Annotated in this window: 16 protein-coding genes; 9 read left to right on the forward strand and 7 right to left on the reverse strand. The window is 64.7% G+C overall.

Annotation, left to right across the window (positions count from 1 at the left end):
* The first annotated feature begins 5 nt into the window (after positions 1-5).
* From xdhB to Q9246_RS05065, 7 genes are all read left to right on the forward strand, one after another.
* Positions 6-2,315 (forward strand): xanthine dehydrogenase molybdopterin binding subunit, encoded by a 2,310-nt coding sequence (xdhB, locus tag Q9246_RS05035; RefSeq protein ID WP_306395919.1) that lies wholly within the window; start codon positions 6-8, stop codon positions 2,313-2,315.
* On the forward strand, positions 2,315-3,301 hold the full coding sequence (xdhC, locus tag Q9246_RS05040; RefSeq protein WP_306398084.1) for a xanthine dehydrogenase accessory protein XdhC: 987 nt from the start codon (positions 2,315-2,317) through the stop codon (positions 3,299-3,301). The genes xdhB and xdhC overlap by 1 nt, the downstream gene beginning before the upstream one ends.
* Positions 3,301-4,605: a guanine deaminase gene (gene guaD, locus Q9246_RS05045; RefSeq protein WP_306395921.1), complete on the forward strand. Its 1,305-nt coding sequence runs from the start codon at positions 3,301-3,303 to the stop codon at positions 4,603-4,605. The genes xdhC and guaD overlap by 1 nt, the downstream gene beginning before the upstream one ends.
* A gap of 70 nt (positions 4,606-4,675) precedes the next feature.
* The gene (locus Q9246_RS05050; protein ID WP_306395922.1) at positions 4,676-6,163 is read left to right on the forward strand and encodes an adenosine deaminase family protein; all 1,488 of its coding nucleotides are present in this window, start codon (positions 4,676-4,678) and stop codon (positions 6,161-6,163) included.
* A 513-nt stretch (positions 6,164-6,676) separates the two neighbouring features.
* Entirely contained in the window at positions 6,677-10,093 is a 3,417-nt protein-coding gene (locus tag Q9246_RS05055; RefSeq protein WP_306395923.1) for a TonB-dependent receptor, read from the forward strand.
* 89 nt (positions 10,094-10,182) lie between these two features.
* Entirely contained in the window at positions 10,183-11,859 is a 1,677-nt protein-coding gene (locus Q9246_RS05060) for a bifunctional metallophosphatase/5'-nucleotidase (RefSeq protein ID WP_306395924.1), read from the forward strand.
* A 17-nt stretch (positions 11,860-11,876) separates the two neighbouring features.
* Entirely contained in the window at positions 11,877-12,938 is a 1,062-nt protein-coding gene (locus Q9246_RS05065; RefSeq protein ID WP_306395926.1) for a S1/P1 nuclease, read from the forward strand.
* A gap of 88 nt (positions 12,939-13,026) precedes the next feature.
* Here the strand turns inward: Q9246_RS05065 and Q9246_RS05070 are convergent, their stop codons facing one another.
* Entirely contained in the window at positions 13,027-13,503 is a 477-nt protein-coding gene (locus Q9246_RS05070) for a hypothetical protein (protein ID WP_306395927.1), read from the reverse strand.
* A 246-nt stretch (positions 13,504-13,749) separates the two neighbouring features.
* On the opposite strand from Q9246_RS05070, the gene Q9246_RS05075 reads away from it, so the two are divergent.
* Positions 13,750-14,613, forward strand: coding sequence for a MipA/OmpV family protein (locus Q9246_RS05075; RefSeq protein ID WP_306395928.1), 864 nt, complete (start codon positions 13,750-13,752; stop codon positions 14,611-14,613).
* A 48-nt stretch (positions 14,614-14,661) separates the two neighbouring features.
* Here Q9246_RS05075 and Q9246_RS05080 read toward each other — a convergent pair whose 3' ends face one another.
* From Q9246_RS05080 to Q9246_RS05105, 6 genes are all read right to left on the reverse strand, one after another.
* On the reverse strand, positions 14,662-16,281 hold the full coding sequence (locus Q9246_RS05080; RefSeq protein WP_306395929.1) for a methyl-accepting chemotaxis protein: 1,620 nt from the start codon (positions 16,279-16,281) through the stop codon (positions 14,662-14,664).
* A gap of 247 nt (positions 16,282-16,528) precedes the next feature.
* Entirely contained in the window at positions 16,529-17,494 is a 966-nt protein-coding gene (locus Q9246_RS05085) for an ABC transporter permease (protein WP_306395931.1), read from the reverse strand.
* A 3-nt stretch (positions 17,495-17,497) separates the two neighbouring features.
* Positions 17,498-18,586 (reverse strand): ABC transporter permease, encoded by a 1,089-nt coding sequence (locus Q9246_RS05090; protein WP_306395933.1) that lies wholly within the window; start codon positions 18,584-18,586, stop codon positions 17,498-17,500.
* Positions 18,583-20,112 (reverse strand): ABC transporter ATP-binding protein, encoded by a 1,530-nt coding sequence (locus tag Q9246_RS05095; RefSeq protein ID WP_306395934.1) that lies wholly within the window; start codon positions 20,110-20,112, stop codon positions 18,583-18,585. Before Q9246_RS05095 ends, Q9246_RS05090 begins: the two co-directional genes overlap by 4 nt.
* Before the next feature lie 95 nt (positions 20,113-20,207).
* Positions 20,208-21,224, reverse strand: coding sequence for a BMP family lipoprotein (locus Q9246_RS05100; protein WP_306395936.1), 1,017 nt, complete (start codon positions 21,222-21,224; stop codon positions 20,208-20,210).
* 378 nt (positions 21,225-21,602) lie between these two features.
* On the reverse strand, positions 21,603-22,541 hold the full coding sequence (locus Q9246_RS05105; RefSeq protein ID WP_306395937.1) for an alpha/beta hydrolase: 939 nt from the start codon (positions 22,539-22,541) through the stop codon (positions 21,603-21,605).
* Positions 22,542-22,726: 185 nt separating this feature from the next.
* Here Q9246_RS05105 and Q9246_RS05110 point away from each other — a divergent pair, with 185 nt between their 5' ends.
* Positions 22,727-23,029, forward strand: coding sequence for a YciI-like protein (locus tag Q9246_RS05110; protein WP_306395939.1), 303 nt, complete (start codon positions 22,727-22,729; stop codon positions 23,027-23,029).
* The last annotated feature ends 14 nt before the right edge of the window (positions 23,030-23,043 follow it).

Consider the following 23,043-nt stretch of genomic DNA (forward strand, 5'->3'; position numbering starts at 1 on the left):
CCGGGATGAAACAGATGGACGCCTGGGCCGAAGTCGGCCGCGCACGCAAGCACGAATCCGCCGAGCTGCACGTGCGCGGCCAGGCCACCTATACCGACGATATCGCCGAGCTGGCCGGCACCCTGCACGCCGCCCTCGGCCTGTCGGCGCGCGCACATGCGCGCTTCAACACGATCGATCTCGAACCGGTGCGCGCCAGCCGCGGCGTGGTCGCCGTCCTGACAGCCAGCGACATCCCCGGCATCAACGATTGCGGGCCGATCGTCCACGACGATCCGATCCTGGCCGACGGCCTGGTCCAGTACGTGGGCCAGCCGCTCTTCATCGTGGTCGCCGACAGCCATGACAATGCCCGCCGCGCGGCGCGCCTGGCCGTGGTCGACTACGACGACCTGCCGGCCATCCTCACGCCGCAGGCAGCGCGCGCCGCCGCATCGTACGTGCTGCCGCCGATGCGCCTGGCGCGTGGCGACGCGGCGCAGGCGTTCGCGCGCGCGCCGCATACCGTCAAGGGCGAGCTGCACGTGGGCGGCCAGGAACAGTTCTACCTCGAAGGCCAGGTCGCGTATGCGATCCCCGGCGAAGACCGCGGCATGCATGTGTACTGCTCGACCCAGCACCCGAGCGAGATGCAGCACGTGGTCGCGCATGCGCTCGGCCTGCATTCGCACCACGTGACGGTCGAGTGCCGGCGCATGGGCGGCGGCTTCGGCGGCAAGGAATCGCAGTCGGCGCTGTGGGCCGCGGCGGCCGCCATCGCCGCCGTGCGTACCGGGCGTCCGGTCAAGCTGCGCGCCGACCGCGACGACGACATGCTGGTCACGGGCAAGCGCCACTGCTTCCACTACGAGTACGAAGTCGGCTACGACATTGAAGGCCGTATCCTGGCGGCCAGGGTCGACATGGTGTCGCGCGCCGGCTACTCGGCCGACCTGTCGGGCCCGGTGGCCACGCGCGCCGTCTGCCACTTCGACAACGCCTATTATTTGTCCGACGTCGAGATCCGCGCCGCCTGCGGCAAGACCAACACCCAGTCGAACACCGCCTTCCGCGGCTTCGGCGGGCCGCAGGGGGCGATCGCCATCGAATACGTGATCGACGAGATCGCGCGCAATCTGGGCCGCGATGCGCTCGACATCCGGCGCCTGAACTTCTACGGCAAGGACGAGCGCAAGACCACGCCTTATGGCCAGGAGATCGTCGACAACGTCATCCACGAACTCGTGGCCGAGCTGGAAACCGGCAGCGACTACCGCGCCCGGCGCGCGGCCCTCGACGACTACAACCGCTCCAGTCCGGTCCTCAAGAAAGGCCTGGCGCTTACGCCGGTCAAGTTCGGCATCGCCTTCAACGTCACCCACCTGAACCAGGCCGGCGCGCTGGTGCACGTCTATGTGGACGGTTCCATCCTGGTCAACCACGGCGGCACCGAGATGGGGCAGGGCATCAACACCAAGGTGATGCAGGTGGTGGCGCACGAACTGGGCGTGGAACTGGGACGGGTGCGTGCCACCGCCACCGACACGTCCAAGGTGGCCAATACCTCGGCCACGGCCGCGTCCACGGGCGCGGACCTGAACGGCAAGGCGGCCCAGGATGCGGCGCGCAAGATCCGCGCGCGCCTGGCCGACTTCGCCGCCAGCCAGTACGGCGGCGATGCCGCCGAGGTGCGCTTCGCGGCGGGCAGCGTCTTCGTCGGCGGCCTGTCGCTGCCGTTCGAGGAACTGGTGGCGAAGGCCTACCTGGCGCGGGTGCAGCTGTGGTCCGACGGCTTCTATGCGACGCCCGGCCTGCACTGGGATCCGAAGACGATGACCGGGCGCCCGTTTTCCTACTTCGCCTATGGCGCGGCGGTGTCCGAAGTGGTGGTCGACACGCTCACCGGCGAATGGAAGCTGCTGCGGGTGGATGCGCTGTACGACGCCGGCCGCTCGCTCAATCCGGCGATCGATATCGGCCAGGTCGAGGGCGGCTTCATCCAGGGCATGGGCTGGCTGACGACGGAGGAGCTGTGGTGGAACCCGGCCGGCAAGCTGATGACGCATGCGCCGTCCACCTACAAGATCCCGGCGGTGTCGGACTGCCCCGAAGACTTTCGGGTGCGCCTGTTCGACAATGCCAACGTCGAGGACAGCATCCACCGCTCCAAGGCGGTCGGCGAGCCACCGCTGCTGCTGCCGTTCTCGGTGTTCTTCGCGATCCGCGACGCCATCTCGAGCGTGGGCGGGCACAGGATCAACCCGCCGCTGAACGCGCCGGCCACCTGCGAGGAGATCCTGGACGCGATCGCCTTCGTCGAGGCGGCGCGCGCATGATGGACGACTGGCTCGTCACGCGCGATGGCGAAGCCGCCGTGCTGGTCACGGTGGCCGCCGTGAAAGGCTCCGTGCCGCGCGAGCCGGGCGCCAGGATGCTGGTGCGCGCCCACGATTTCGACGGCACCATCGGTGGCGGCCATCTCGAGCATCGTGCGCTGGACATCGCGCGCGCCATGCTGCACCGGGGCGAGGCGCGCTGCTTCCAGCGTTTCGCGCTGGGCCCGAGCCTGGGCCAGTGCTGCGGCGGCGTGGCCTGGCTCGCGTTCGAGCGCGCCGCATCCGATCAACTGGACCTCCTGCGCGCCCGCCGTAATCTCGATACCTGGCGCCTGGTCGCCCTCGACGGCGCCTCCGAATGGACCTTGCTCGACGACGCCGGCCGCCACCTCGCCGGCGCGGCCGCCACGCCGTCCTTCGCACCGGCGCCCGACACCCGCGTGGTGGAAGGCGAGGGCGGTCGCCGCTGGCTGCTGGACGCCGTCCTCGCCCCGCGCGAACACCTGATGCTGTTCGGCGCCGGCCACGTCGGCGCCGCCATCGTGCGCGCGCTGGCGCCGCTGCCCTGCCGCGTGACCTGGGTCGACGAACGGGAAGACCTGTTCCCGGCGCAGGTCCCGGCCAACGTCACGATCGAAGCCACCGAATCTCCGGAAGCGCTGGCCGAACACGCCGCCCCCGGCACCAGCTTCCTGGTGATGACCCATAGCCATGCGCTCGACCTGCGCCTGTGCCACGCCATCCTGGCGCGTCCGGGCAGGGATTGGTTCGGTCTGATAGGATCGGACACCAAGCGCAGGCAGTTCGAGGCGCGCCTGCGCGAACGCGGCGTCGACGCCGCGCGCATCGCGCGCATGGTTTGCCCGATCGGCCTGCCCGGCATCGACGGCAAGGCCCCGGCCGTGATCGCCGCCTCCGTCGCGGCCCAGCTGCTGTCCGTGTGGGATGCTGCCCACCACCCTGAAATACAACCGGAATTCACCTGATGTCCACCGCAACACCCAATCTGCAAGCCTACCGTGCGAGCTTGCTGCACTTTCGCGCCGACCCGGCCTTCGACGACCGGGCCGCGCTGTGGCACGAAGACGGCCTCCTGATCATTGAAAATGGCCGCATCAAGGCGGCCGGCGATCATGCGGCCCTGGTCGCGACCCTGCCGCCTGGCGTCGAGCCGATCGACTACCGCGGCAAGCTGATCGTCCCCGGCTTCATCGACACCCACCTGCACTACCCGCAGACCGACATGATCGCCTCGCCGTCTCCCGGCCTGCTGCCCTGGCTCGAGACGTATACCTTCCCCAGCGAGCGCCGCTTCGAGGATCCGGCGCACGCGCGCGCCACCGCCGAGTTCTTCCTGGACGAGCTGCTGCGCTGCGGCACCACCACCGCCGTGGTGTACTGCACCGTGCATCCGCAATCGGTCGACGCCTTCTTCGAGGCGAGCGAGGCACGCAACCTGCGCATGGTGGCCGGCAAGGTGCTGATGGACCGCAACTGCCCGGATTTCCTGCGCGACCTCGAGGGCGACCTGGGCCAGAGCGAAGACTTGATCAACAAGTGGCACAAGCGCGGACGTTCGCTGTACGCGATCACGCCGCGCTTCGCCCCGACCTCGACCGACGTCCAGCTGCGCCTGACGGGCGAGCTGGCGGCGCGCCATCCGGACACCTTCATCCAGACCCACGTGGCCGAGAACAGGGACGAGTGCACCTGGGTGGGCGAGCTGTTCCCGCAGGCGCGCAGCTATCTCGACGTGTACGAGCGCTTTGGCCTGATGCGTCCGCGCGCGCTGTTCGGCCACTGCATCTGGCTCGACGACGAGGACTTCGCGCGCATGGCCGCCACCGGTTCGGCAGCCGCCGTGTGTCCGACCTCGAACCTGTTCCTGGGCAGCGGCCTGTTCGACTTCGAGCGCGCCGACAGCGCGCGCGTGCAGCTGGCGCTGGGCACCGACGTCGGCGCCGGCACCTCGTTCTCGATGCTGCAGACCATGAACGAAGCCTACAAGGTAGCGCGGCTGAAGGGCAGTTACCTGCCCGCACTGCGCATGTTCTACCTCGCCACCCTGGGCGCGGCGCGCAGCATGCGACTAAGCGACACGATCGGCAGTTTCCAGCCCGGCCTGGAAGCCGATTTCGTGGTGCTCGACCGCGAGGCGACGCCGCTGCTGGCGCGCCGGACGAGCCATTGCGACTCGCTGGAAGAACTTCTGTTCGCGCTGGCCCTGCTGGGCGACGACCGGACGATTGCCGCGACCTATTCGAACGGCCGCAAGGTGCATCAACGTTGATTTGGCAATATTGCCAAGGGTGAACGAAGCAGTTAGAGTTGCGCGGTCAACCCCATCCAGAAAGCACACGATGCACAAGAACCTGACCGGCGGCGCGCTGCTGGCGCTGGCCATGGCCGACCCGGCCTGGGCCAAGGAGCCCGCCGCCAACGCGAACGAGGCGGCAACGGCCCGCCACTATGCGAGCCTGATCGCAGGCGAAGCGAAGCTGTCCGAACTGACGATGTTCTTCACCCAGATGCCGAAGGGCGGCGACCTGCACCACCATTATTCGGGCTCGGTGTATGCCGAGACCTATACCGAATTCGTCGACAAGCAGGGCTTCTGCATCAACACGCAGACTTACCGCATCGAGACCGACAAGGCCGTGGTCGCGCGCGAACTGGCGCGTCCGGCGGCGCAGCGCACCTGCCGCTCGGGCGCCGAGGTGCGGGCCGACGAAGACACCTGGCGCGAAGTCGCCAAGCGCTGGTCGAACAAGGATTTCCACAACCACACCAACCTGCAGCCGGCGCCCGACCAGCGCTTCTTCCAGTCTTTCGGCTACTTCGGCCCGGTGGCCAACGACAACCTGCGCGAAGGCCTGCTCGAGCTCAAGCAGCGCGCCATCGCGGAAAACGTCGGCTACATCGAGACGATGTTCCTGCTGTCGCCATTCGTGGCCAACCCGGATTTCGACAGCCAGGCCTGGCGCGATGCGGGCGACGACAAGGCCCTCGACAAGGTGCTGCGCGCCAAGCTGGCCACGCTGGACCAGGACGCCGCCTTCAACAAGTCGATCGACGACTTCGTCAGGCAGATCAATGAGGCGTCGGAAGGCATCGACGATGAGCGCTTCACCATGCGCTACCAGAACTACACGCTGCGCCTGCTGAACCCGTCCCAGGTGTTCTCGGCCATGGTGTCGAGCTTCAAGGCGGCCGACAAGGGCGGTCGCATCGTCGGCCTGAACATCGTGGGCCAGGAAAGCACGCATGTGTCGATGCGCGACTACAGCCTGCACATGAAGATGTTCCGCTTCCTGAAGACGGTATATCCGAAGGTGAAGGTGGCGATGCACGCCGGCGAGCTGGCCATGGGCGACGTGCCGCCGGAAGGTTTGAAATTCCACATCGACCAGGCGCTGGCGGTGGCGGGCGCCGACCGCATCGGCCACGGCCTGGACCTGGCGCACGAGGCGAATGCCCCGGCCATCATGAAGACCATGCGCGAGAAGGACATCCCGGTCGAGATCAACCTGACCTCGAATGCCTTCATCAGCGGCGTTTCGGGCGCGAACCACCCGCTCAACCTGTATCGCAAATACGGCGTGCCTTTCGTGATTTCGACCGACGATACCGGCGTGACCCGTCACACGCTGTCGCATGAGTACGTGCAGTTCGCCAGCCAGTTCAGGCCGAGCTATGCGGAAGTGAAGAAAGCCTCTTACAACAGCATCCGCTACGCCTTCCTGCCCGTGGCGGAAAAGCAACGTCTGACGCGCCAGCTGGATCAACGTTACACGGAATTCGAAGCACGGATCGCGGCGCTGGACGCCGTGGCCGCGCGCGGCAAATAAAGTGTGACATCTCCCGGCCCGGCGTCCGCCGGGCCTCTACCTTGTCATAATTGGCGAGTGACTTTTGGCAATAAGTTAGTGGAAAATTAACTTATGTCGCCTTCTCGCTACAAAAATCTTCGTTACCCATGCGCTTCCACTGAATTTTTATCAAAAAAATTCCGCTGGAGAATGCCGCCCATATAATCCCGCCTTGTCACATTTCGGCTGAGTCAGCTTCGATTATGTCGCGTACAGACAACACTAACGCGGTGATTTATATGCCAAAGCTCTAAATAGCCAAGCCAAATCGAATTTGTCTGCTTGTCTGAAGCTCATGCATATTGGCGGCATTCCGCTGTATGACATCACTCCACCGCGTCACTTTGTTGAAACATTGTAACGATACAATCGCAGCCGCTTGTCGGCTGAAAGCGCCGGCTCACCAAGCAAAAAAATTCAAGCAGTACATCGTAGGGGAGGGCGTCCGCATGGGCGTCCAACAATAAATTGACGTTCTTTTTGGGGTATTCAATGATCACTCAACAACAGATCCGGCTCACCAAGTTGGCGCTGGCTTTGTCGGTTGCGTTGGCGGCTGCGCCGTCGTTCGCACAGAACACCACTTCGGCCATCGGCGGCCGTATCTCGAACGCCACCGGCGCACCAGCGGCCGGCGCGCAAGTGCAGATCCTGCACGTCGAGTCGGGTTCTGTCAGCAATGTCGTCACCGACGCCGAAGGCCGCTACACCGCGCGCGGCCTGCGCGTGGGCGGTCCTTACACGATTACCATCACCAAGGATGGCATCACCGAGACCCGCAATAACGTCTTCGTCGAACTGGCCCAGACCGCGACCGTCGACGCGACCGTCGGCATCCAGACCGTGACCGTGGCCGGCGTCGCCTCGCGCGCCGAGATCTTCTCGCGCAACTCGATGGGTTCGGGTACCTCGATCAGCAACACCGAACTGCAGACCCAGGCATCGATCCAGCGTAACCTGCAAGACTACGCCCGCCTCGACCCGCGCGTCTCGCAGACCGACAAGGACCGCGGCGAACTGTCCGTGGCCGGCCAGAACTCGCGCTACAACTCGATGACCATCGACGGCGTCGCGATCAACGACACCTTCGGCCTGGAAGCCAACGGCAGCCCGACCGCACGCCAGCCGATCTCGATCGAAGCGATCCAGTCGGTGCAGGTCAACGTCGCCAACTACGACGTGACCCAGAAAGGCTATACCGGCGCCAACATCAACGCCGTGACCAAGTCGGGCACCAACACCTACAAGGGCGGCGTCTACTACGTGTTCCGCAACGACACGATGGCCGGCGACCGTTACAACCCGATCACCGACGTCTACAGCGATCCGCCGAAGTCGAAGGAAACCACCAAGGGTATCTGGGCATCGGGCCCGCTGATCCAGGACAAGCTGTTCATCTTCGCCCTGGCCGAAAACTTCGAGAGCTCGCGTTCGAGCCCTGACTTCGGACCGATCGGCAGCGGCGCCGGCACCACCGTCGCCATCACCCCGGCTGCCATCGCCGAAGCCCAGCGCATCGCCCAGAGCCAGTACGGCGTCGACATCGGCAGCCCGGCCGTCCCGAGCGGCTCGATGCTGACCTCGAAAGAGCGCATGGTGAAGTTCGACTGGAACATCACCGACGACCACCGCGCCAACCTGCGTTACGCCAAGACCACCCAGGGCGAGCCGTTCTACCCGGGCTTCTCGGCCACCGGCGTCGGCCTGTCGTCGAGCTTCTACAACCAGGGCAAAGAGATCGAAACCGTGGTCGGCCAGATCTTCTCGGACTGGACCCCGAACTTCTCGACCGAGTTCAAATATTCGACCCGCGACTACGATTCGGTCCCGGTCAACAGCACGCAAATGCCGTCGATCGGCCTGCAGTTCATGGGCGCGCTGCCAGCCGGCGCACCGGCCGGTCTGTCGACCGCCAACCGCTTCCTGAACTTCGGTACCGAGTTCAGCCGTCATAACAACGTCCTGGGCAACGAGACCCGTGACGTGTATGCCGGCGCCAACTGGGTCGTGGGCGACCATGAAATCAAATTCGGCGCCGACCAGACCAATAACAAGGTCTACAACGCCTTCCTGCAGGGTATCTACGGTTCGTACACCTTCGCCTGCCTGGATTCGACCGACAGCAACTTCTACTCGTTCGGCGCGCTGACCTGCGCCGGCGCCTCGGCCGACCGCATCCAGCAAGCCGTCCTCGAGAACTTCCAGCGCGGCCGTCCGCTGAGCTACAGCCAGCAGCGCGCGCTGCCAGGCGCCTCGCTGAGCGACGCGATCGCCCAGTTCGAGACCAAGAACACCGGCCTGTTCATCCAGGACACCTGGTCCGTCAACGACCAGCTGACCCTGACCTACGGCGTGCGCTACGACAAGAACGACGTCAGCGGCCGTCCGCTGTACAACGCCGCTGCTGCGGCGCCAATGGTCGCCGCCAATGCAGCCACCGGCACCCGCCAGAGCGGCGGCTTCGGCCTGGACAACCGCCAGACCATCGACGGTACCGACCTGGTCCAGCCACGCTTCGGCTTCAACTACCGCTTCGACAAGTCGCCACGCCCAACGCAACTGCGTGGCGGTGTCGGCCTGTTCCAGGGCGCGGCAGCCACCGTCTGGATGTCGAACCCGTTCTCGGGCACCGGTGCGGCGACCGCCACCATCAGCTGCTCGGGCACCGGCGCGACCCGCTGCCCGACCACCGGTGGCCTGTTCAGCCCGAATCCTGATACCCAGCCAGGCATCACCGGCGCCATCCCGGCCGCTGACGTCAACTTCCTGGACCCGAACTTCCGCCAGCCATCGATCTGGAAAACCAACCTGGCGTTCGACACCGAACTGCCATGGGGCGGCCTGGTCTTCGGCGCAGAAGCGCTGTACACCAAGAACAAGAACGGCATCTACTATGAACACCTGAACCTGGGTGCGCCGACCCGCATCGGTACCGATGGCCGTCAACTGTTCTGGAACGCTGCCGGCCTGAACCAGGCTAGCTGGGGCGTGTCGAACAACACCGCCAACGTGATCACCAGCGCCGGCGCGCAGACCCGTTCGCTGAACAACCGCAGCTTCGGCAACGTGCTGGTGGCGCGTGACACCGACAAGGGCGATGCAAAAGTCCTGACCGCGTCGCTGTCGCGTCCGATGATGCAGGGCTTCGGCTGGTCGGTGGCCTACACCTACACCGATGCGACCGAAGTCTCGCCGCTGACCTCGTCGGTTGCGAACTCGAACTTCAACGGCCGTTCGGTGTTCAACCCGAACGAAGAAGTCGCCGCCGCTTCGAGCTATGCCATCAAGAACCGTGTGAACGCGTTCGTGAACTTCCGCAAGAAGTTCATCGACAACTACAACACGAGCCTGGGCATCTTCTACGAAGGTCGTGAAGGCCGTCCATACAGCTGGACGTTCAACAACGACATGAACGGCGACAACCTGGCCGGCAACGACCTGATGTACATCCCGACCGCTTTCGGTTCCGGCGAAGTCGTGTTCTACGGTGACACCGCGAACAACCGTTCGAACGAGCAGCGTTTCTGGGACGTCGTCAACGCCAACAAGGGCCTGCACGGTTCGGCTGGTGGTGTCGTGAAGCGTAACAACAGCACCGCCGAGTGGGTCAACACCTTCGACGTGCGTATCAGCCAGGAAATCCCTGGCCTGTTCAAGCGCAACAAGGCAACCTTCACTCTCGACTTCATGAACTTCGGCAACCTGCTGAACAAGAAATGGGGCCGTACCGAAGAGATCAGCTTCCAGTCGAACGGCGGCATGGCGCGTAGCTTCGTCGATTTCGCCGGTCTGGATGCATCGGGTAAATACGTCTACGTCGTGCGTAACGACGTCGAGCGTCAAGACCTGAAGCAAGCCAAGGGCGAGTCGCAGTGGGCCATCCAGGCAACCCTGAAATACGAATTCTAAGTAGTCGGATTCGTAGCATGAGCTAGTCAAGGACGGCCGGTGGAGACACCGGCCGTTCCTGTTTTTCCCGTATTTGAATAGGTGTCTCCATGATCCGTCTCTCCACCCTGACCCTCGCCCTTGTCCTGGCCGGCTGCGCCAGCGCGCCCCAGGGCCCAGTGACCATCAACCTGGTGTCGCTGAACGACTTCCACGGCAACCTGGAACCGAGCCGCTATACCCTGAAGCACGCCGACGGCAAGGAAGAAGTCATGCGCGCCGGCGGCGCCGAAGCGGTGGCGGCGGCCCTGCAGGCCTGGCGCAAGGAAGACAAGGACTTGCTGCTGGTGTCGACCGGCGACATCGTCGGCGCCAGCCCGGCGCTGTCGTCGCTGTGGGCCGACGAGCCGACGATCGAGGTGATGAATATGCTGAACCTGCACGCCAGCGCGGTCGGTAACCATGAATTCGACGGCGGCCGCAAGGAATTGCTGCGCCAGCAGAACGGCGGCTGCGATTCTCCGCATCCGACCCGCGCCTGCAAGTTCACGCCGAACTTCGGCGGCGCCAAATTTACCTACCTGGGCGCCAACGTGATCGACGCGGCCACCGGCAAGCCGGTGATCCCGGGCTTCAAGATCGAAGAAGTGAAGGGCATCAAGGTCGGCCTGGTCGGCGTGGTGCTGAAGGACACGCCGAATATGGTGGTGGCGTCCGGCATCGCCGGCCTGCAGTTCGGCGACGAGGCCGAGGCGATCAATGCTGCGCTGCCGGCCATGCGCGCCGCCGGCGCGCAAGTGATCGTGGCCCTGGTGCACCAGGGCGGCCGCACGGTCGAATCGCCGCTGCAGCCAGGCTGCTCGCAACTCAAGGGCGACATCGTCGACGTGGTGAAAAAGATCGACCCGTCGATCAAGCTGGTGCTGACCGGCCACTCGCACCAGGGTTACCTGTGCGACGTCGATGGCCGCACCGTGACCCAGGCCGACACCGCCGGCCACCTGCTCACCCGCGTGTCGATGCAGGTCGAGCCGAAGACGGGCGCGGTCAGCAACCTGAAAGTGAACAATGTGGTGATGAAGCCGGGCGAGTATCCGGCGGACCCGAAGATGGTCGCCTTCGTGGCGCAGGTGAAGGAACGCAGCAAGGAAGCCCTGGGCCGTCCGATCGCCAGGGTGGCGGGGACGCCGCTGCTGCGCGAGCCGAACAAGTCGGGTCAATCGGTGCTGGGCAGCCTGGTGGCCGACGCGGCGCTGGACTCGACCCGCCACATGGGTGCGCAACTGGCCTTCATGAATAGCGGCGGCGTGCGGCGCGACCTCGAGGCGGGCCCGGACGGCATGGTCAGCTTCGGCCAGACCCAGGTCGTGCTCCCCTTCGGTAATACCACCGTGCTGATGAACCTGACCGGCGCCCAGATCCGCCGCCTGCTCGAACGCCAGTGGCCGAACGGCGTCGACGAGGTGCGCTCGGTGCTGCAGGTGTCGGAAGGCTTTAGCTACGCCTGGGATGCCAAGCGTCCCGAGGGCAGCCGCATCGTGCCGGGCAGCCTCAAGCTCAATGGCAAGCCAATGGAAGACGGCGCCACTTACCGCATCGCGACCAATAACTTCCTGGCCGAGGGCAGCGATGGCTATCCGGAATTCGGCCAGGGTACCGACCGTAACGCCACCGGCATGCTCGATCTCGACGGCTTCATCGCCTACCTGAAGAAGATCGAAGGGCAGGGCGCCGCCATGGCCCAAGGTGGAAGCAACCCCGCGCCGCGCATCGTCAAGGTCAACTGATTCAACAAGGACTCACCATGAAAAAACTCGCATGCGTGCTGGCGCTGACCGGCGTCTTCGCCTCGGTGGCCGCGCCCGACGCCGCCGCCTGGGGCCGCGACGGCCACCGCGCCATCGGCGCCATCGCCGACCGGCTGCTCAAGGGCACGAACGCACAGAAGGAAATCGCACTGCTGTTGCAGCCGGGCGAATCGCTGGCCTCGGTCGCCAACTGGGCCGATTGCGTGAAGGGCACCTTCTGCGGCCCGCAGACGCAGGAGATGGTCGACTACGTCGCCGGCAATCCGCGCCACAGCGAATACCACTACACCAATGTGCCGTTCCAGCTGGACCACTACCATGAGCATGGCGTGGGCACCAGCGAGGTCGACATCGTGCAGACGCTGGAACAGTGCATTGCCGTGTTGCAGGGCAAGACCGACCCGGCGCTGAACCCGCACAAGTTCACCAAGCGCCAGGCGCTGATCCTGCTGGCCCACTTCGCCGGCGACATCCACCAGCCGCTGCACGTGGGCTCGGCATTCGTGTCCAAGGACGGCCAGTTCGTGGTGCCGAAGAATCGCGCCGAGATCGACGAGACCCTGGTCTTCGATTCGCGCGGCGGCAACAACCTGCTGCTGGATAACGAGCGCCTGAATGCCCTGTCGTCGGGCGTGATTCCCGCTGGCGAGCCGGTGGTGGTCAAGGAAGGCGTGCCGGCGGCGCTGACCAAGCCATTCCACTCGTACTGGGACAGCACCACGGTCGATTACGCCTTCCGTCGCATCAAGACCCGTACGCCGGAGCAGTTCGCCGACGTGGCCATCGCCAGCCAGCCGCAGCTGAAAAAAGCGCAGGGCGACGTGGCGACCTGGCCGGTGCAGTGGGTCGAGGACGGCCTGGTGTCGGCCAAGCTGGCCTACAAGGACGTGGTGCCGGGCAAGATCACTCCGCAGACCAGCAAGAAGGGCGAGACCTACTACACCTTCGCGTTGGAGGTGCCGCAGAACTATCCGGTGCCGAGCTCCGAGATCGCCAAGACCCAGCTGATCAAGGGTGGGTACAACCTGGCGGCGATGCTGCAGGCGATCTGGCCGTAACGGTGCGTGCGCCGTCAGTCGTCGAACGGTTGCGGCGCACGATCATGGTCGAGAACCGGGACTTTTTCCAGGGGTGTCCGTGCAAGGCTCAACGTCTTGCCTGACCGGGGGCCTCGGATACCTGCTTCACAGCGTCAAAAAAGACGCCTTTCCAGAGCACGACAATTCTGTCGTGTCCCTTGATGAGGGCTTCGGTGCAGGACAAATCGATGACCGTCACCGTCAGTGGCAAACCCAGTTTCCATGATGAGGCGTGCGCTTCCTCGCGCAGGTAGCGCACGGTATCTTCGTAGTGGCGGGCGAACTCGGGCTCGGTGCAGGACTCGCCATTCAGCGAGACTTTTTCTGGCGCGACGATAAATAGTTTCCCGACCAGCCGGGAGGCTTCCCGGTGGTCTAGCGCAGCGACATTCGACGCATCCAGCATCTTCGTGATCCGCCATGTTCCAAGGATGTCGTCGTTCGTTGACATGGGCTGGGCAGCATTGGCGGGGAGGGAGGCTGCTGTGACGAGTGCGAGCGTCGCGACAAGTCGCACGCATATTGGCACGGTTGCGGATTGCATCGTTACTCCCATGTTTGGACTACCGCGCTCGGCCGGGTATTTTCGCTCGGCATAGCCTTGCCAGTCAGATTCCAAAAACTCCAAATTACAGGCTGATTGCCTGAATGCAGTTGAGTGCACTCAAATATCAGTAATCAGAAGGTTAGCCGTGGCGCATAGGCATGGCCTGGTTTTCAATCGAATCGGACGTATGAGCGTAGGCCTCGGCTAGAATTCCATCACCCACGACTTCGATCCAGAGGCCACATGCATCCCACGTTCAAAGCCGCCATCGCGGCCGCATGCCTGATCTCCGCAGCCCACGCCAGCGCCCAGTCCATGGAGCCGGCCAATCTGCCGCTGTGGGAGTTCGGCGTTGGCGCCTTCGGCCTCACCGCGCCGGCCTACCCCGGCTCCGAGGATCGTAACAACCGCGTCCTTCCGGTCCCCTACCTGCTGTACCGCGGCGAAGTGCTGCGCGCCGACCAGTCGGGCATCGGGGCGCGCCTGTTCCGCTCCGACCGGCTCGAGTTCGACGTCGGCCTGGCCGGCGCCTTGCCGTCCGATTCGGACGACGTCGAGATCCGGGCCGGCATGCCCGACCTGGGCGCCCTGTTCGAATTCGGCCCGCGCCTGAAGATACGGGTGGCCGACATCGACCGCAACAGTCGTCTACGGGCCGAACTGCCGCTGCGCGCCGTGATCGAGGCGCGCGGAGGGCTGCGGCGCCAGGGCTGGACCTTCGAGCCCAAGCTGGCCTATGAAACGCGTGGCGAGCGCGGGCTGTGGAGCGTCGAAGGGAATGTCTCGGTCGTGTTCGGCGACAAGCGCATCAACCGCTATTTCTACGAAGTGCAGCCGCAGTACGTCAACGCTTCACGCGCCGCCTACAGTGCCGACGCCGGCCTGATGCTGACCCGGGTCGGCCTGTTCGCCACGCGCCAGTTAAATCCCGACGTGCGCCTGTTCGGCTTCGTGCGCTACGAATCGTATGCCGGCAGCGCCAACCGCGACAGCCCGCTGCACCTCAAGAACAGCGGCACCTCGGCCGGCATCGGTTTTGCCTGGACGCTGGCGCGTTCCAGCCGCCGTGCAGCCGGCTACGAGCCGATCGATCCCGTGACGCCATAAAAAAACGCCGGGACGAGCCCGGCGTGAAGAGGAGACAACTTGTTCGCGTCAGGCCGGCTGGCGCATCGCCAGGGCCGGACGACTTGGGTTCTTGAGCGAGGGACGGCTTGCCTGAGCGCTTTCTTCGAAACGGAAGGTCGACACCAGCTGCGCCAGCAACTGCGCCTGTTCGCGCATCGAGGTCGACGCCGCCGCCGCTTCTTCCACCAGCGCCGCGTTCTGCTGCGTCACCTGGTCCATCTGGGCGATTGCCTGGTTCACCTGCTCGATGCCGGCCGACTGCTCCTGGCTGGCCATGGCGATGTCCGACATGATCGCGGTGACGCGGCCGATGCTGTCGACGATTTCCTGCATGGTGGCGCCGGCGTCCGACACCAGGCGGCTGCCTTCCTCGACCTTGGCGCTCGAGTCGCCGATCAGGGTCTTGATCTCCTTGGCAGCCGCCGCCGAACGCTGGGCAAGATTGCGCACCTCGCTCGCCACCACGGCGAAGCCGCGGCCCTGCTCGCCGGCACGCGCCGCTTCCACCGCTGCATTGAGCGCCAGGATATTGGTCTGGAAAGCGATGCCGTCGATCACGCCGATGATGTCGACGATCTTCTTCGACGAATCGGTGATCGCGTCCATGGTCTGCACCACGCGGCCGACGGTCTCGCCGCCGCGGCCGGCCACTGTCGATGCGGTCTGGGCCAGCGCATTGGCTTCGCGGGCATTGTCGGCGTTCTGCTTCACGGTCGAAGTCAGTTCTTCCATCGAGGACGCGGTTTCTTCCAGCGCGCCGGCCTGCTGCTCGGTGCGCGAAGACAGTTCGAGGTTGCCGGCCGAGATCTGGTCGGCCGCCTCGACGATGGTCTCGGTGCCGCTGCGCACCTGGCCGACGATGCCGACCAGGTTGTCGTTCATGTCCTTCAGTGCGGTCATCAGGACGCCGGTTTCGTTCGACCCCTGGGCCACGATGCGGCTACTCAGGTCCCCTAGGGCGACGGTCTGCGCCACCGTCACGGCGTCCTGGATTGGCGCGGTGATGCGGCGGCCGATCCACCAGGCGAAGACGGCGCCGCTCACGAGGGCGATCGCGGCCAGGGCCATTTGCAGGTTCAGGCTGCTCTTGAAGCCGTCGTCGATGGTAGCGGCATCGGCCGCGACCACCTTCTGCTGGTACTCGACGATCGCGCGCAGGCTGGCGATATAGGCTTTCACGCGCGGCAGCATGTCGGCGGCGAGGAACTGGCGCACCGCCTCGTCGTCGCCGGCTGCCTTCTTCTCGAGCGCGCTCTTGCGCGCCGCGCGATAGCCTTCGCGCTGCTCGTCGACCTTGTCGAACAGGGCCATCACTTCGGCATCGCCTTTCAGGCTCTCGATCAGGCCCTTGTGCAGGACGTCCGAGCGCTTGGACGAGACCGCGATATCGTCCATGAAGTATTTTTCGTCGACCGGATCGACCATCTTGATCGCGGCGATCGTGCGCGCCGCATTGGTCTCGATGATGGCCTGCCACTCCTGCAGCATGGCGAGGCGCTGCATGCTGACGCTGGTGAGATTGTCGGTCAGTTCCTCGGCCTTCTTGGTCTGGACCATGCCGATCCCGACCAGGATCAGCATTGCGGCGAGCAGGGTAGCGAAGCCGCCGAACAGGAGGCTGCGCAGCTTGATATTCTCGATTGCCATAAGTTTCCTAAAGAGAAAATGTGGACGACAACAATCCTGCTCGGTTGGTTGCCGTACGGAAAGTCGGTATTTTCTCAGACTGAAAGGCGCTTGCCGACCAAGATTGCATTTTGTATGCCAAATTTTACGGTATCTGTGGTCAGCTGCCGACGTTCGACGGCAAAACTAGGTATTTCTACGTAGCGGAAGTAATGACAAAGGAGAAACGATGCGCCTGCCCGCGAGCGCGGACAGGCGCAGGTATCGCTTAGCGCGACTTGACGAAAGGCTTGCCCAGCGCCTTTGGCGCCACCGACTTGGCCATCAGGCCGGCCAGCACGACCACGGTGACGATGTACGGGATCATCTGGATCAACGAGCCCGGGATGCGGCCCACGACCGGCAGGTCGACGCCTTCTATCTGGATCTGCACCGCGGCGAAGAAGCCGAACATCAGGCAGCCCAGCACCGTGTGCAGCGGACGCCAGTTGCCGAACACCAGGGCCGTCAGCGCCAGGTAGCCGGCGCCGGCCGACATGTCGCGCAAGAAGAAGCCGCTCTGGACGATCGACAGGTAGGCGCCCGAGAACGAGCACAGCACGCCGGCGATGATCATCGCTGTGTAGCGGGTGCGCTGGACCGAGATGCCGGCGGCGTCGGCCGCATGCGGGTTCTCTCCGCAGGCGCGCAGGCGCAGGCCGAAGCGGCTGTGGAACAGCACCCAGTGCACGATCGGCAGCAGGGCGAAGGCGAAATAGACCAGCGGCGAATGGCCGCCGACCAGGCGGGTCCAGAACCAGCCCAGGCCGGGGACGCCGGCCACCAGCTCGGCGCCCGGCAGCACCACGGTCGACAGGCGCGCCTCGCCAAGATCTGGCGTGCGGCCGCCCTGCTGGAAGAAGTACTGGGCCACCACGAAGGTCAGGCCGCTCATCGCGATATTGATGGCGATGCCCGCCACCAGCTGGTTGCCCTTCTGGGTGATCGAGACGAAGGCCTGGACCAGCGCCAGCGCGGTCGAGGCCAGGATGCCGGCCGCGATGCCGATCCATGGATCTTGATAGGTATAGGCGACGCCGGCCGAGACGAAGGCCGAGGCCAGGATCTTGCCCTCGAGGCCAATGTCGACCACGCCGCTGCGCTCGGCGAACAGGCCGGCCATGGCCGCGAAGATCAGCACCGGCGCATAGCGGATGGTGGAGACGAGGATGCTGGCGAACTGGAAGTCTTCCATGGCTTAACCCTTGGTGCGCGTGGCGTTGATCAGTTTCAGCACTGCCGGCGCGTACATGTTTTCCATGGCGCCGCAGAACAGGATGATCAGGCCCTGGATGAAAATGAAGGTCTCTTGCGGGATGTTCGGTTTTTCCAGCGACAGGTCGAAGCCGCCCTGGATCAGCGCGCCGAACAGCACCGCCGACAGCAGGATGCCGATCGGATGCTGGCGGCCCATCAGCGCGATCGCGATGCCGATGAAGCCGGCGCCGGCCGGGAAGTTCAGGCTCAGGTAGTGGGTCGAACCGAGGATCGAGTTCACAGCGGCCAGGCCGGCCAGGCCGCCCGAGATCAGCATCGTGACGATGATGGTGCGGCTGATGCGCACGCCGGCGTAGTGGGCGGCGTGGGCATTCAGGCCGGTCGCCTGCAGTTTATAACCCCAGCTCGAGCGCGACACCGCCACCCAGTAGATCGCCAGCGCCACCAGCGCCAGCAGGAAGGCCAGGTTCAGCGGCGTGTTCTCGCCGAAGAACGGCAGCCAGGTCGACAGCTGCGGGATCGCCGCGGCGTCCGTGAACACGCGGCTGGCCGGGTTCTGGTCGCCTTCCGGCACCATCTTGAGGATCAGGAAGTTCATCAGGCCGGCGGCGATGAAGTTGAACATGATGGTCGTGACCACCACGTGGCTGCCGCGCTTGGCCTGCAGGTAGCCGGGAATGAAGGCCCAGGCGGCGCCGAATACCGCGCTGGCGACGATCGCCAGCGGGATCAGGAGCCAGCCCGACAAGGTGGCGTCGAAGCTCAGCATGGCCAGTGTCAGGCCCAGGCCGCCCAGGTACATCTGGCCCTCGGCGCCGATGTTGAACAGGCCCGCCTTCATCGCGATCGACACGGCCAGGCCGGTGAAGACAAAGGTCGAGGCGTAGAACAGCGTGTAGCTCAGGCCCTCGGGATTGATGACGGCACTGTTGACCAGGATCTGCAGCGATTCGAGCGGGCTCTCGCCCAGCAGGTGGATGACCAGGGCCGAGACCAGCAGCGCCGACAGCAGGTTCAGGACCGGCAGGACGAAGCCCGAGGCCCAGCGTGGGAGTTCAGTCGTTTTCATGATTTGTGCATCCCGCCCATCAGGAGGCCGAGGCGGGTGGTATCGAATTCGTCAATATGGAGTTCGCCGGTGACGCGGCCGCCCGACATCACGACGATGCGGTCGGCCAGCGCGCGCACTTCTTCCAGCTCGGTCGACACCAGGAGGATGGCCACGCCTTCGTCGCGCAGGCGCAGCAGCTGGGTGTGGATGCTCTCGATGGTGCCGATGTCGACGCCGCGGGTCGGCTGGCCGACCAGCATCAGTTTCGGTGCGGCGGAGACTTCGCGCGCGATCACCACCTTCTGCTGGTTGCCGCCCGAGAGCAGGCCGATGCGCACATTGGGGTCTTTCGGGCGCACATCGAATTGTTCGAGCAAGTGCGCGCAGCGTTTCGCGATGGCGTCGAAGTCGAACAGCCCCATGCCCTTGGTGACGCGGTCCTGGTAGCCGAACACGGTGTTCTGCATGACCGAGAAATCCTTGATCACGCCGTCGCGCAGGCGGTCTTCGGGCACGTGGCCGATGCCGAGGTTGCGGAAGGTGGCAGGCAGGCCGTCGGCATTCGTGCGACCGGCGAAGGGAAGCGGCGTGCCTTCCATCGCCACCTTGCCGGAGGTCGGCAGGCGCATGCCGGACAGGATTTCCATCAGCTCGCTCTGGCCATTGCCCGAGACGCCGGCAATCGCCACGATCTCGCCGGCGCGCACCGTGAGGGCGATGTCGGCCAGCAGCTGGACGCCGTTCGCATCCTTCAATTGGAGGTTCTCGACCTGCAGCACCGGTGCGCCGGGCGCGTGCGGCTTGCGCGGCAGGTTGCCCTCGATCGGGCGGCCCACCATCATGTTGGCGAGTTGTTCCTTCGAGGTGCCGCGGGTGGCGACGGCGCCGGCCACGCGGCCCGCGCGCATCACCGTCACCTGGTCGGTGATCTCCATGATCTCGCCCAGCTTGTGGGTGATCAGGATGATGGTCTTGCCCTGTTCCTTGAACAGCCGCAGGATGTCGAACAGCGAGGCGATTTCCTGCGCGGTCAGCACCGCGGTCGGCTCGTCCAGGATCAGGATCTCGGCGCTGCGGTAGATCTGCTTGAGGATCTCGACGCGCTGCTGGGCGCCGACCGACAGGGTCGAGATGACGGCCAGCGGATCGACGTCGAGCTGGTAGCGGGTGCAGATTTCGCGCAGCTTGGCTTCGGTTTCGACGCGCTTCTTCGACAGCTTGAAGCCGCCCTCGGTGCCGAGCATCACGTTATCGAGCACCGTCATGTTCTCGACCAGCATGAAGTGCTGGTGGACCATGCCGATGCCCAGGTCGATCGCCTCCAGGCTGGAGCGGATCCTGCGCTCGGCGCCGTCGATGACGAGCTGCCCGCTGTCGGCATGGTAGTAGCCGTACAGGATGCTCATCAGGGTGGATTTGCCGGCGCCATTTTCGCCGATCACGCCATGGATCGAGCCCTTGGCGATCGAGAAGCTGACGTCGGCGTTCGCCTGCACAGGCCCGAAGGCCTTGCTGATGTTGCGAAATTCTACGGCTGGCTGCATTGCGATCTGTCGTAAATATGAAGTGTTCTTATTATTCAAAAGCGCGCCGGGCCGGGATCAGCCGGCGCGGCGCGCTTCGAATAGGAATGAAAAGATCAGACCGGGCAGCTGCTGCCTGCGCGGTAATCGATGACCTTGATCTTGCCGTTGATGATGTCGGTGCGCACGGCGTTGACGCGCTTTTCGATCTCGGGCGTGACGACCTTGCGGTTGTCCTTGTCCAGCACCCAGTCCACGCCGCCTTCCTTCAGGCCCTTGTAGTGCACGCCGGCCTTCCAGGTGCCGTTCTTGACGCCCATGAAGGAGTCGTACACCGCGACGTCGACGCGCTTGACCATCGAGGTCAGCATGGTGCCCGGGTGCAGGTAGTTCTGGTTCGAGTCGACGCCGATCGCCAGCTTGCCTTGTTCCTTGGCTGCCTGCAGGGTGCCCATGCCGCTGCCGCCGGCCACCGCGAACACGACGTCGACACCGCGCGCGAACTGCGCACGCGCCAGTTCGCCGCCCTTGGCCGGGTCGTTCCAGGCGGCGGCGGTGGTGCCGACCATGTTCTGGACGATCTCGGCCTTCGGCGCCTGCGCCTTGGCGCCCTGGCTGTAGCCGCAGGCGAAGGCGCGGATCAGCGGGATGTCCATGCCGCCCACGAAGCCCAGCTTCTTGGACTTGGACGCCATGGCGGCGGCGACGCCGACCAGGTAGGAGCCTTCCTGTTCCTTGAACATCACCGATTCGATGTTCGCGCCCTGCGCCACGCTGTCGATCAGCACGAAGCGCACGTTCGGGAACTCGCGGGCGACTTTTTGCACGGCCTGGGTTTGCGAGAACCCGATGGCGGCGATCATGTCGACCTTCTTGCGCGCCAGGCCGCGCATGACCTGCTCGGCCTGGGTATCGCTATTGGCCTGGACTTCGAACACCTTGACGCCGGTCTCTTTCGAGAAGCGTTGCAGGCCCTCGAAGGCCGACTGGTTGAACGATTTGTCGAATTTGCCGCCCGCATCGTAGACCATGCCGAGCTTGGGCTGCGCGATCGGACCTGCTGCCGGCGCTGCCACCGCACTGCCGGCGACGCACAGCGCCGCAATGGTGATGCTGAGTTGCTTAAATTTCATCAATGGGCTCCTGGAATAGCGATATTGTACCCGCGGCATGGCGGCCGATGGGTAAGGGCTGCGCAAGCTGCGACCCCGCGCGGCTCTGGCGGGATGGCACTTCGCGCTGCGCGATTGTGTCAGCCCGGCGATCCGCTGGGGGTTACGATTTGTTTCTGGCGACTATTTTCTCAGCAGAGTGGCGAACGTGTAGCACGGCCACAACAGGCTGGACAGTGGTTTGGGCTGAAGGCGATACGAATTTGGCAAAATCATGAGCGAGCCCACGCCATTTCAGCGCAAGCTGTCAAATATGCATCAACCTACAAGTTGATGACAAATACCATTTTACTTGGCAATTTATTCGATGAAAATATAAATGCTGACAACTTTCAGCAATTATTTTGTCGCGAGGGCCAGGTCGGACGGCAGGACCGGCGCTTCGACCGGCGGCTCGGCGCTCGCCACGGCGTCGGCGACGGCCGCCGCCGCGGCCGGCGTCACCGGCTGGCTGAACTGGCGCGTGAGAAAGCCGGCGATCAGGGCCTGCGTTGTTTCAAGGTAGGGGATGTTCATGTGGTCGGAGTCGGGAACGACGTCGTCCGCCACCAATTGGCCCAACTTGGCCACCAGCAGGTCGGTATGCGTGTGCGGCACCACGTCGTCGCTGGCCGCGCGTAGCACATAGGTCGGCGCCTTCAGCGAGGGTGCGTACTTGATCGACTCGAAGCGGTGCTGCAGCATGTATTCGATCGGCATCACCCTGAAGCGCCGCTTGGCGATCGCCAGGATCGAATCGTAGGGCGTGATCAGGACCACCGAATGGGCCGGCCGTTCCTTGGCTACCTGCACCGCGACGCCGGATCCCAGGCTGCGGCCGACCACGGCGATGCGCTGCGGATCGACCTGGCCGCGGGTGGCGAGCCAGTCGTACAGCAGGCAGCCGTCTTCGATCATGTGGATCTCGGCCGGTACGCCCTGCGATTCGCCATAGCCGCGGTAATTCATGGCCAGCACGGTCATGTTGGGGAATAGCTTGCCGGCATCGCGCACGACCCAGGACACTTCTTCGGAGCGCCCGCCAAAGTACAGCACTGCCGGACGCGGACCGGGGATGGTTGGCGTCATCAGCCAGCCGGAGAGGCGGGTGCCGTCGGCGGCGCGCAACACGACCGGACGGGTACGGTGGCCGCTGCTGCGCGGGCTTTTCACCTCTCGCTCGAGCGTTGGATTGAAGACCAGGCGGCGCTGGTTGGCGGCGACGGCGGCCGTCAGCCCCAGCCACAGCATGCTGGCAAAGCCCGTGATCCCCGCCGCCATTTTCTTCGACATATCCATGACTGATAGTCTACGCCAACCGTTGAGTTTTATTCTGTGTGGCACCTCTCACTGTTGGGAATAGCATGCGAAACGGGTTAAAAAGTTGTTTTAAACCAACATTGGGTGCCGCCATCCGTGCTGGTGTGCCGATCATGGCATTCCGGTTAGGATGTAGTTCCCTTATCGCCATCTCCGGAGAAGCCGTGCATTACCTGCTGACGTATGACCTCGCCCCCGACTACCTCGAACGCCGCGGAGAATTCCGGGACGAACACCTGAAGCTGGCCTGGGAGGCGCAGGAACGCGGCGAGCTGGTCCTGGCTGGCGCCCTGGCCGAACCGGCCGACCATGCGGTGCTGGTGTTCGATTGCGCCACGCCCGAACCGGTGCAGCTGTTCGCGGCGCGCGACCCCTATGTCATCAACGGCCTGGTGCGCGCCTTCCACGTGCGCCAGTGGAATACGGTGGTCGGCGAGCTGGCCGGCAATCCGGTGCGGCCGGCCTGAATTCTTGCCGAGAT

The sequence above is a fragment of the Telluria beijingensis genome (assembly GCF_030770395.1).
GTDB classification, from domain to species: domain Bacteria; phylum Pseudomonadota; class Gammaproteobacteria; order Burkholderiales; family Burkholderiaceae_D; genus Telluria; species Telluria beijingensis.

Bases quoted from the DNA above. Each gene is read 5' to 3' on its own strand.
- Q9246_RS05060 (WP_306395924.1), top strand. From the start codon at position 10,183: ATGATCCGTCTCTCCACCCTGACCCTCGCCCTTGTCCTGGCCGGCTGC.
- Q9246_RS05085 (WP_306395931.1), bottom strand. From the start codon at position 17,494: ATGGAAGACTTCCAGTTCGCCAGCATCCTCGTCTCCACCATCCGCTAT.
- Q9246_RS05065 (WP_306395926.1), top strand. From the start codon at position 11,877: ATGAAAAAACTCGCATGCGTGCTGGCGCTGACCGGCGTCTTCGCCTCG.
- Q9246_RS05080 (WP_306395929.1), bottom strand. From the start codon at position 16,281: ATGGCAATCGAGAATATCAAGCTGCGCAGCCTCCTGTTCGGCGGCTTC.
- Q9246_RS05095 (WP_306395934.1), bottom strand. From the start codon at position 20,112: ATGCAGCCAGCCGTAGAATTTCGCAACATCAGCAAGGCCTTCGGGCCT.
- xdhC (WP_306398084.1), top strand. From the start codon at position 2,315: ATGGACGACTGGCTCGTCACGCGCGATGGCGAAGCCGCCGTGCTGGTC.
- Q9246_RS05050 (WP_306395922.1), top strand. From the start codon at position 4,676: ATGCACAAGAACCTGACCGGCGGCGCGCTGCTGGCGCTGGCCATGGCC.
- Q9246_RS05090 (WP_306395933.1), bottom strand. From the start codon at position 18,586: ATGAAAACGACTGAACTCCCACGCTGGGCCTCGGGCTTCGTCCTGCCG.
- xdhB (WP_306395919.1), top strand. From the start codon at position 6: ATGAAACAGATGGACGCCTGGGCCGAAGTCGGCCGCGCACGCAAGCAC.
- Q9246_RS05070 (WP_306395927.1), bottom strand. From the start codon at position 13,503: ATGCAATCCGCAACCGTGCCAATATGCGTGCGACTTGTCGCGACGCTC.
- guaD (WP_306395921.1), top strand. From the start codon at position 3,301: ATGTCCACCGCAACACCCAATCTGCAAGCCTACCGTGCGAGCTTGCTG.
- Q9246_RS05100 (WP_306395936.1), bottom strand. From the start codon at position 21,224: ATGAAATTTAAGCAACTCAGCATCACCATTGCGGCGCTGTGCGTCGCC.
- Q9246_RS05105 (WP_306395937.1), bottom strand. From the start codon at position 22,541: ATGGATATGTCGAAGAAAATGGCGGCGGGGATCACGGGCTTTGCCAGC.
- Q9246_RS05055 (WP_306395923.1), top strand. From the start codon at position 6,677: ATGATCACTCAACAACAGATCCGGCTCACCAAGTTGGCGCTGGCTTTG.
- Q9246_RS05075 (WP_306395928.1), top strand. From the start codon at position 13,750: ATGCATCCCACGTTCAAAGCCGCCATCGCGGCCGCATGCCTGATCTCC.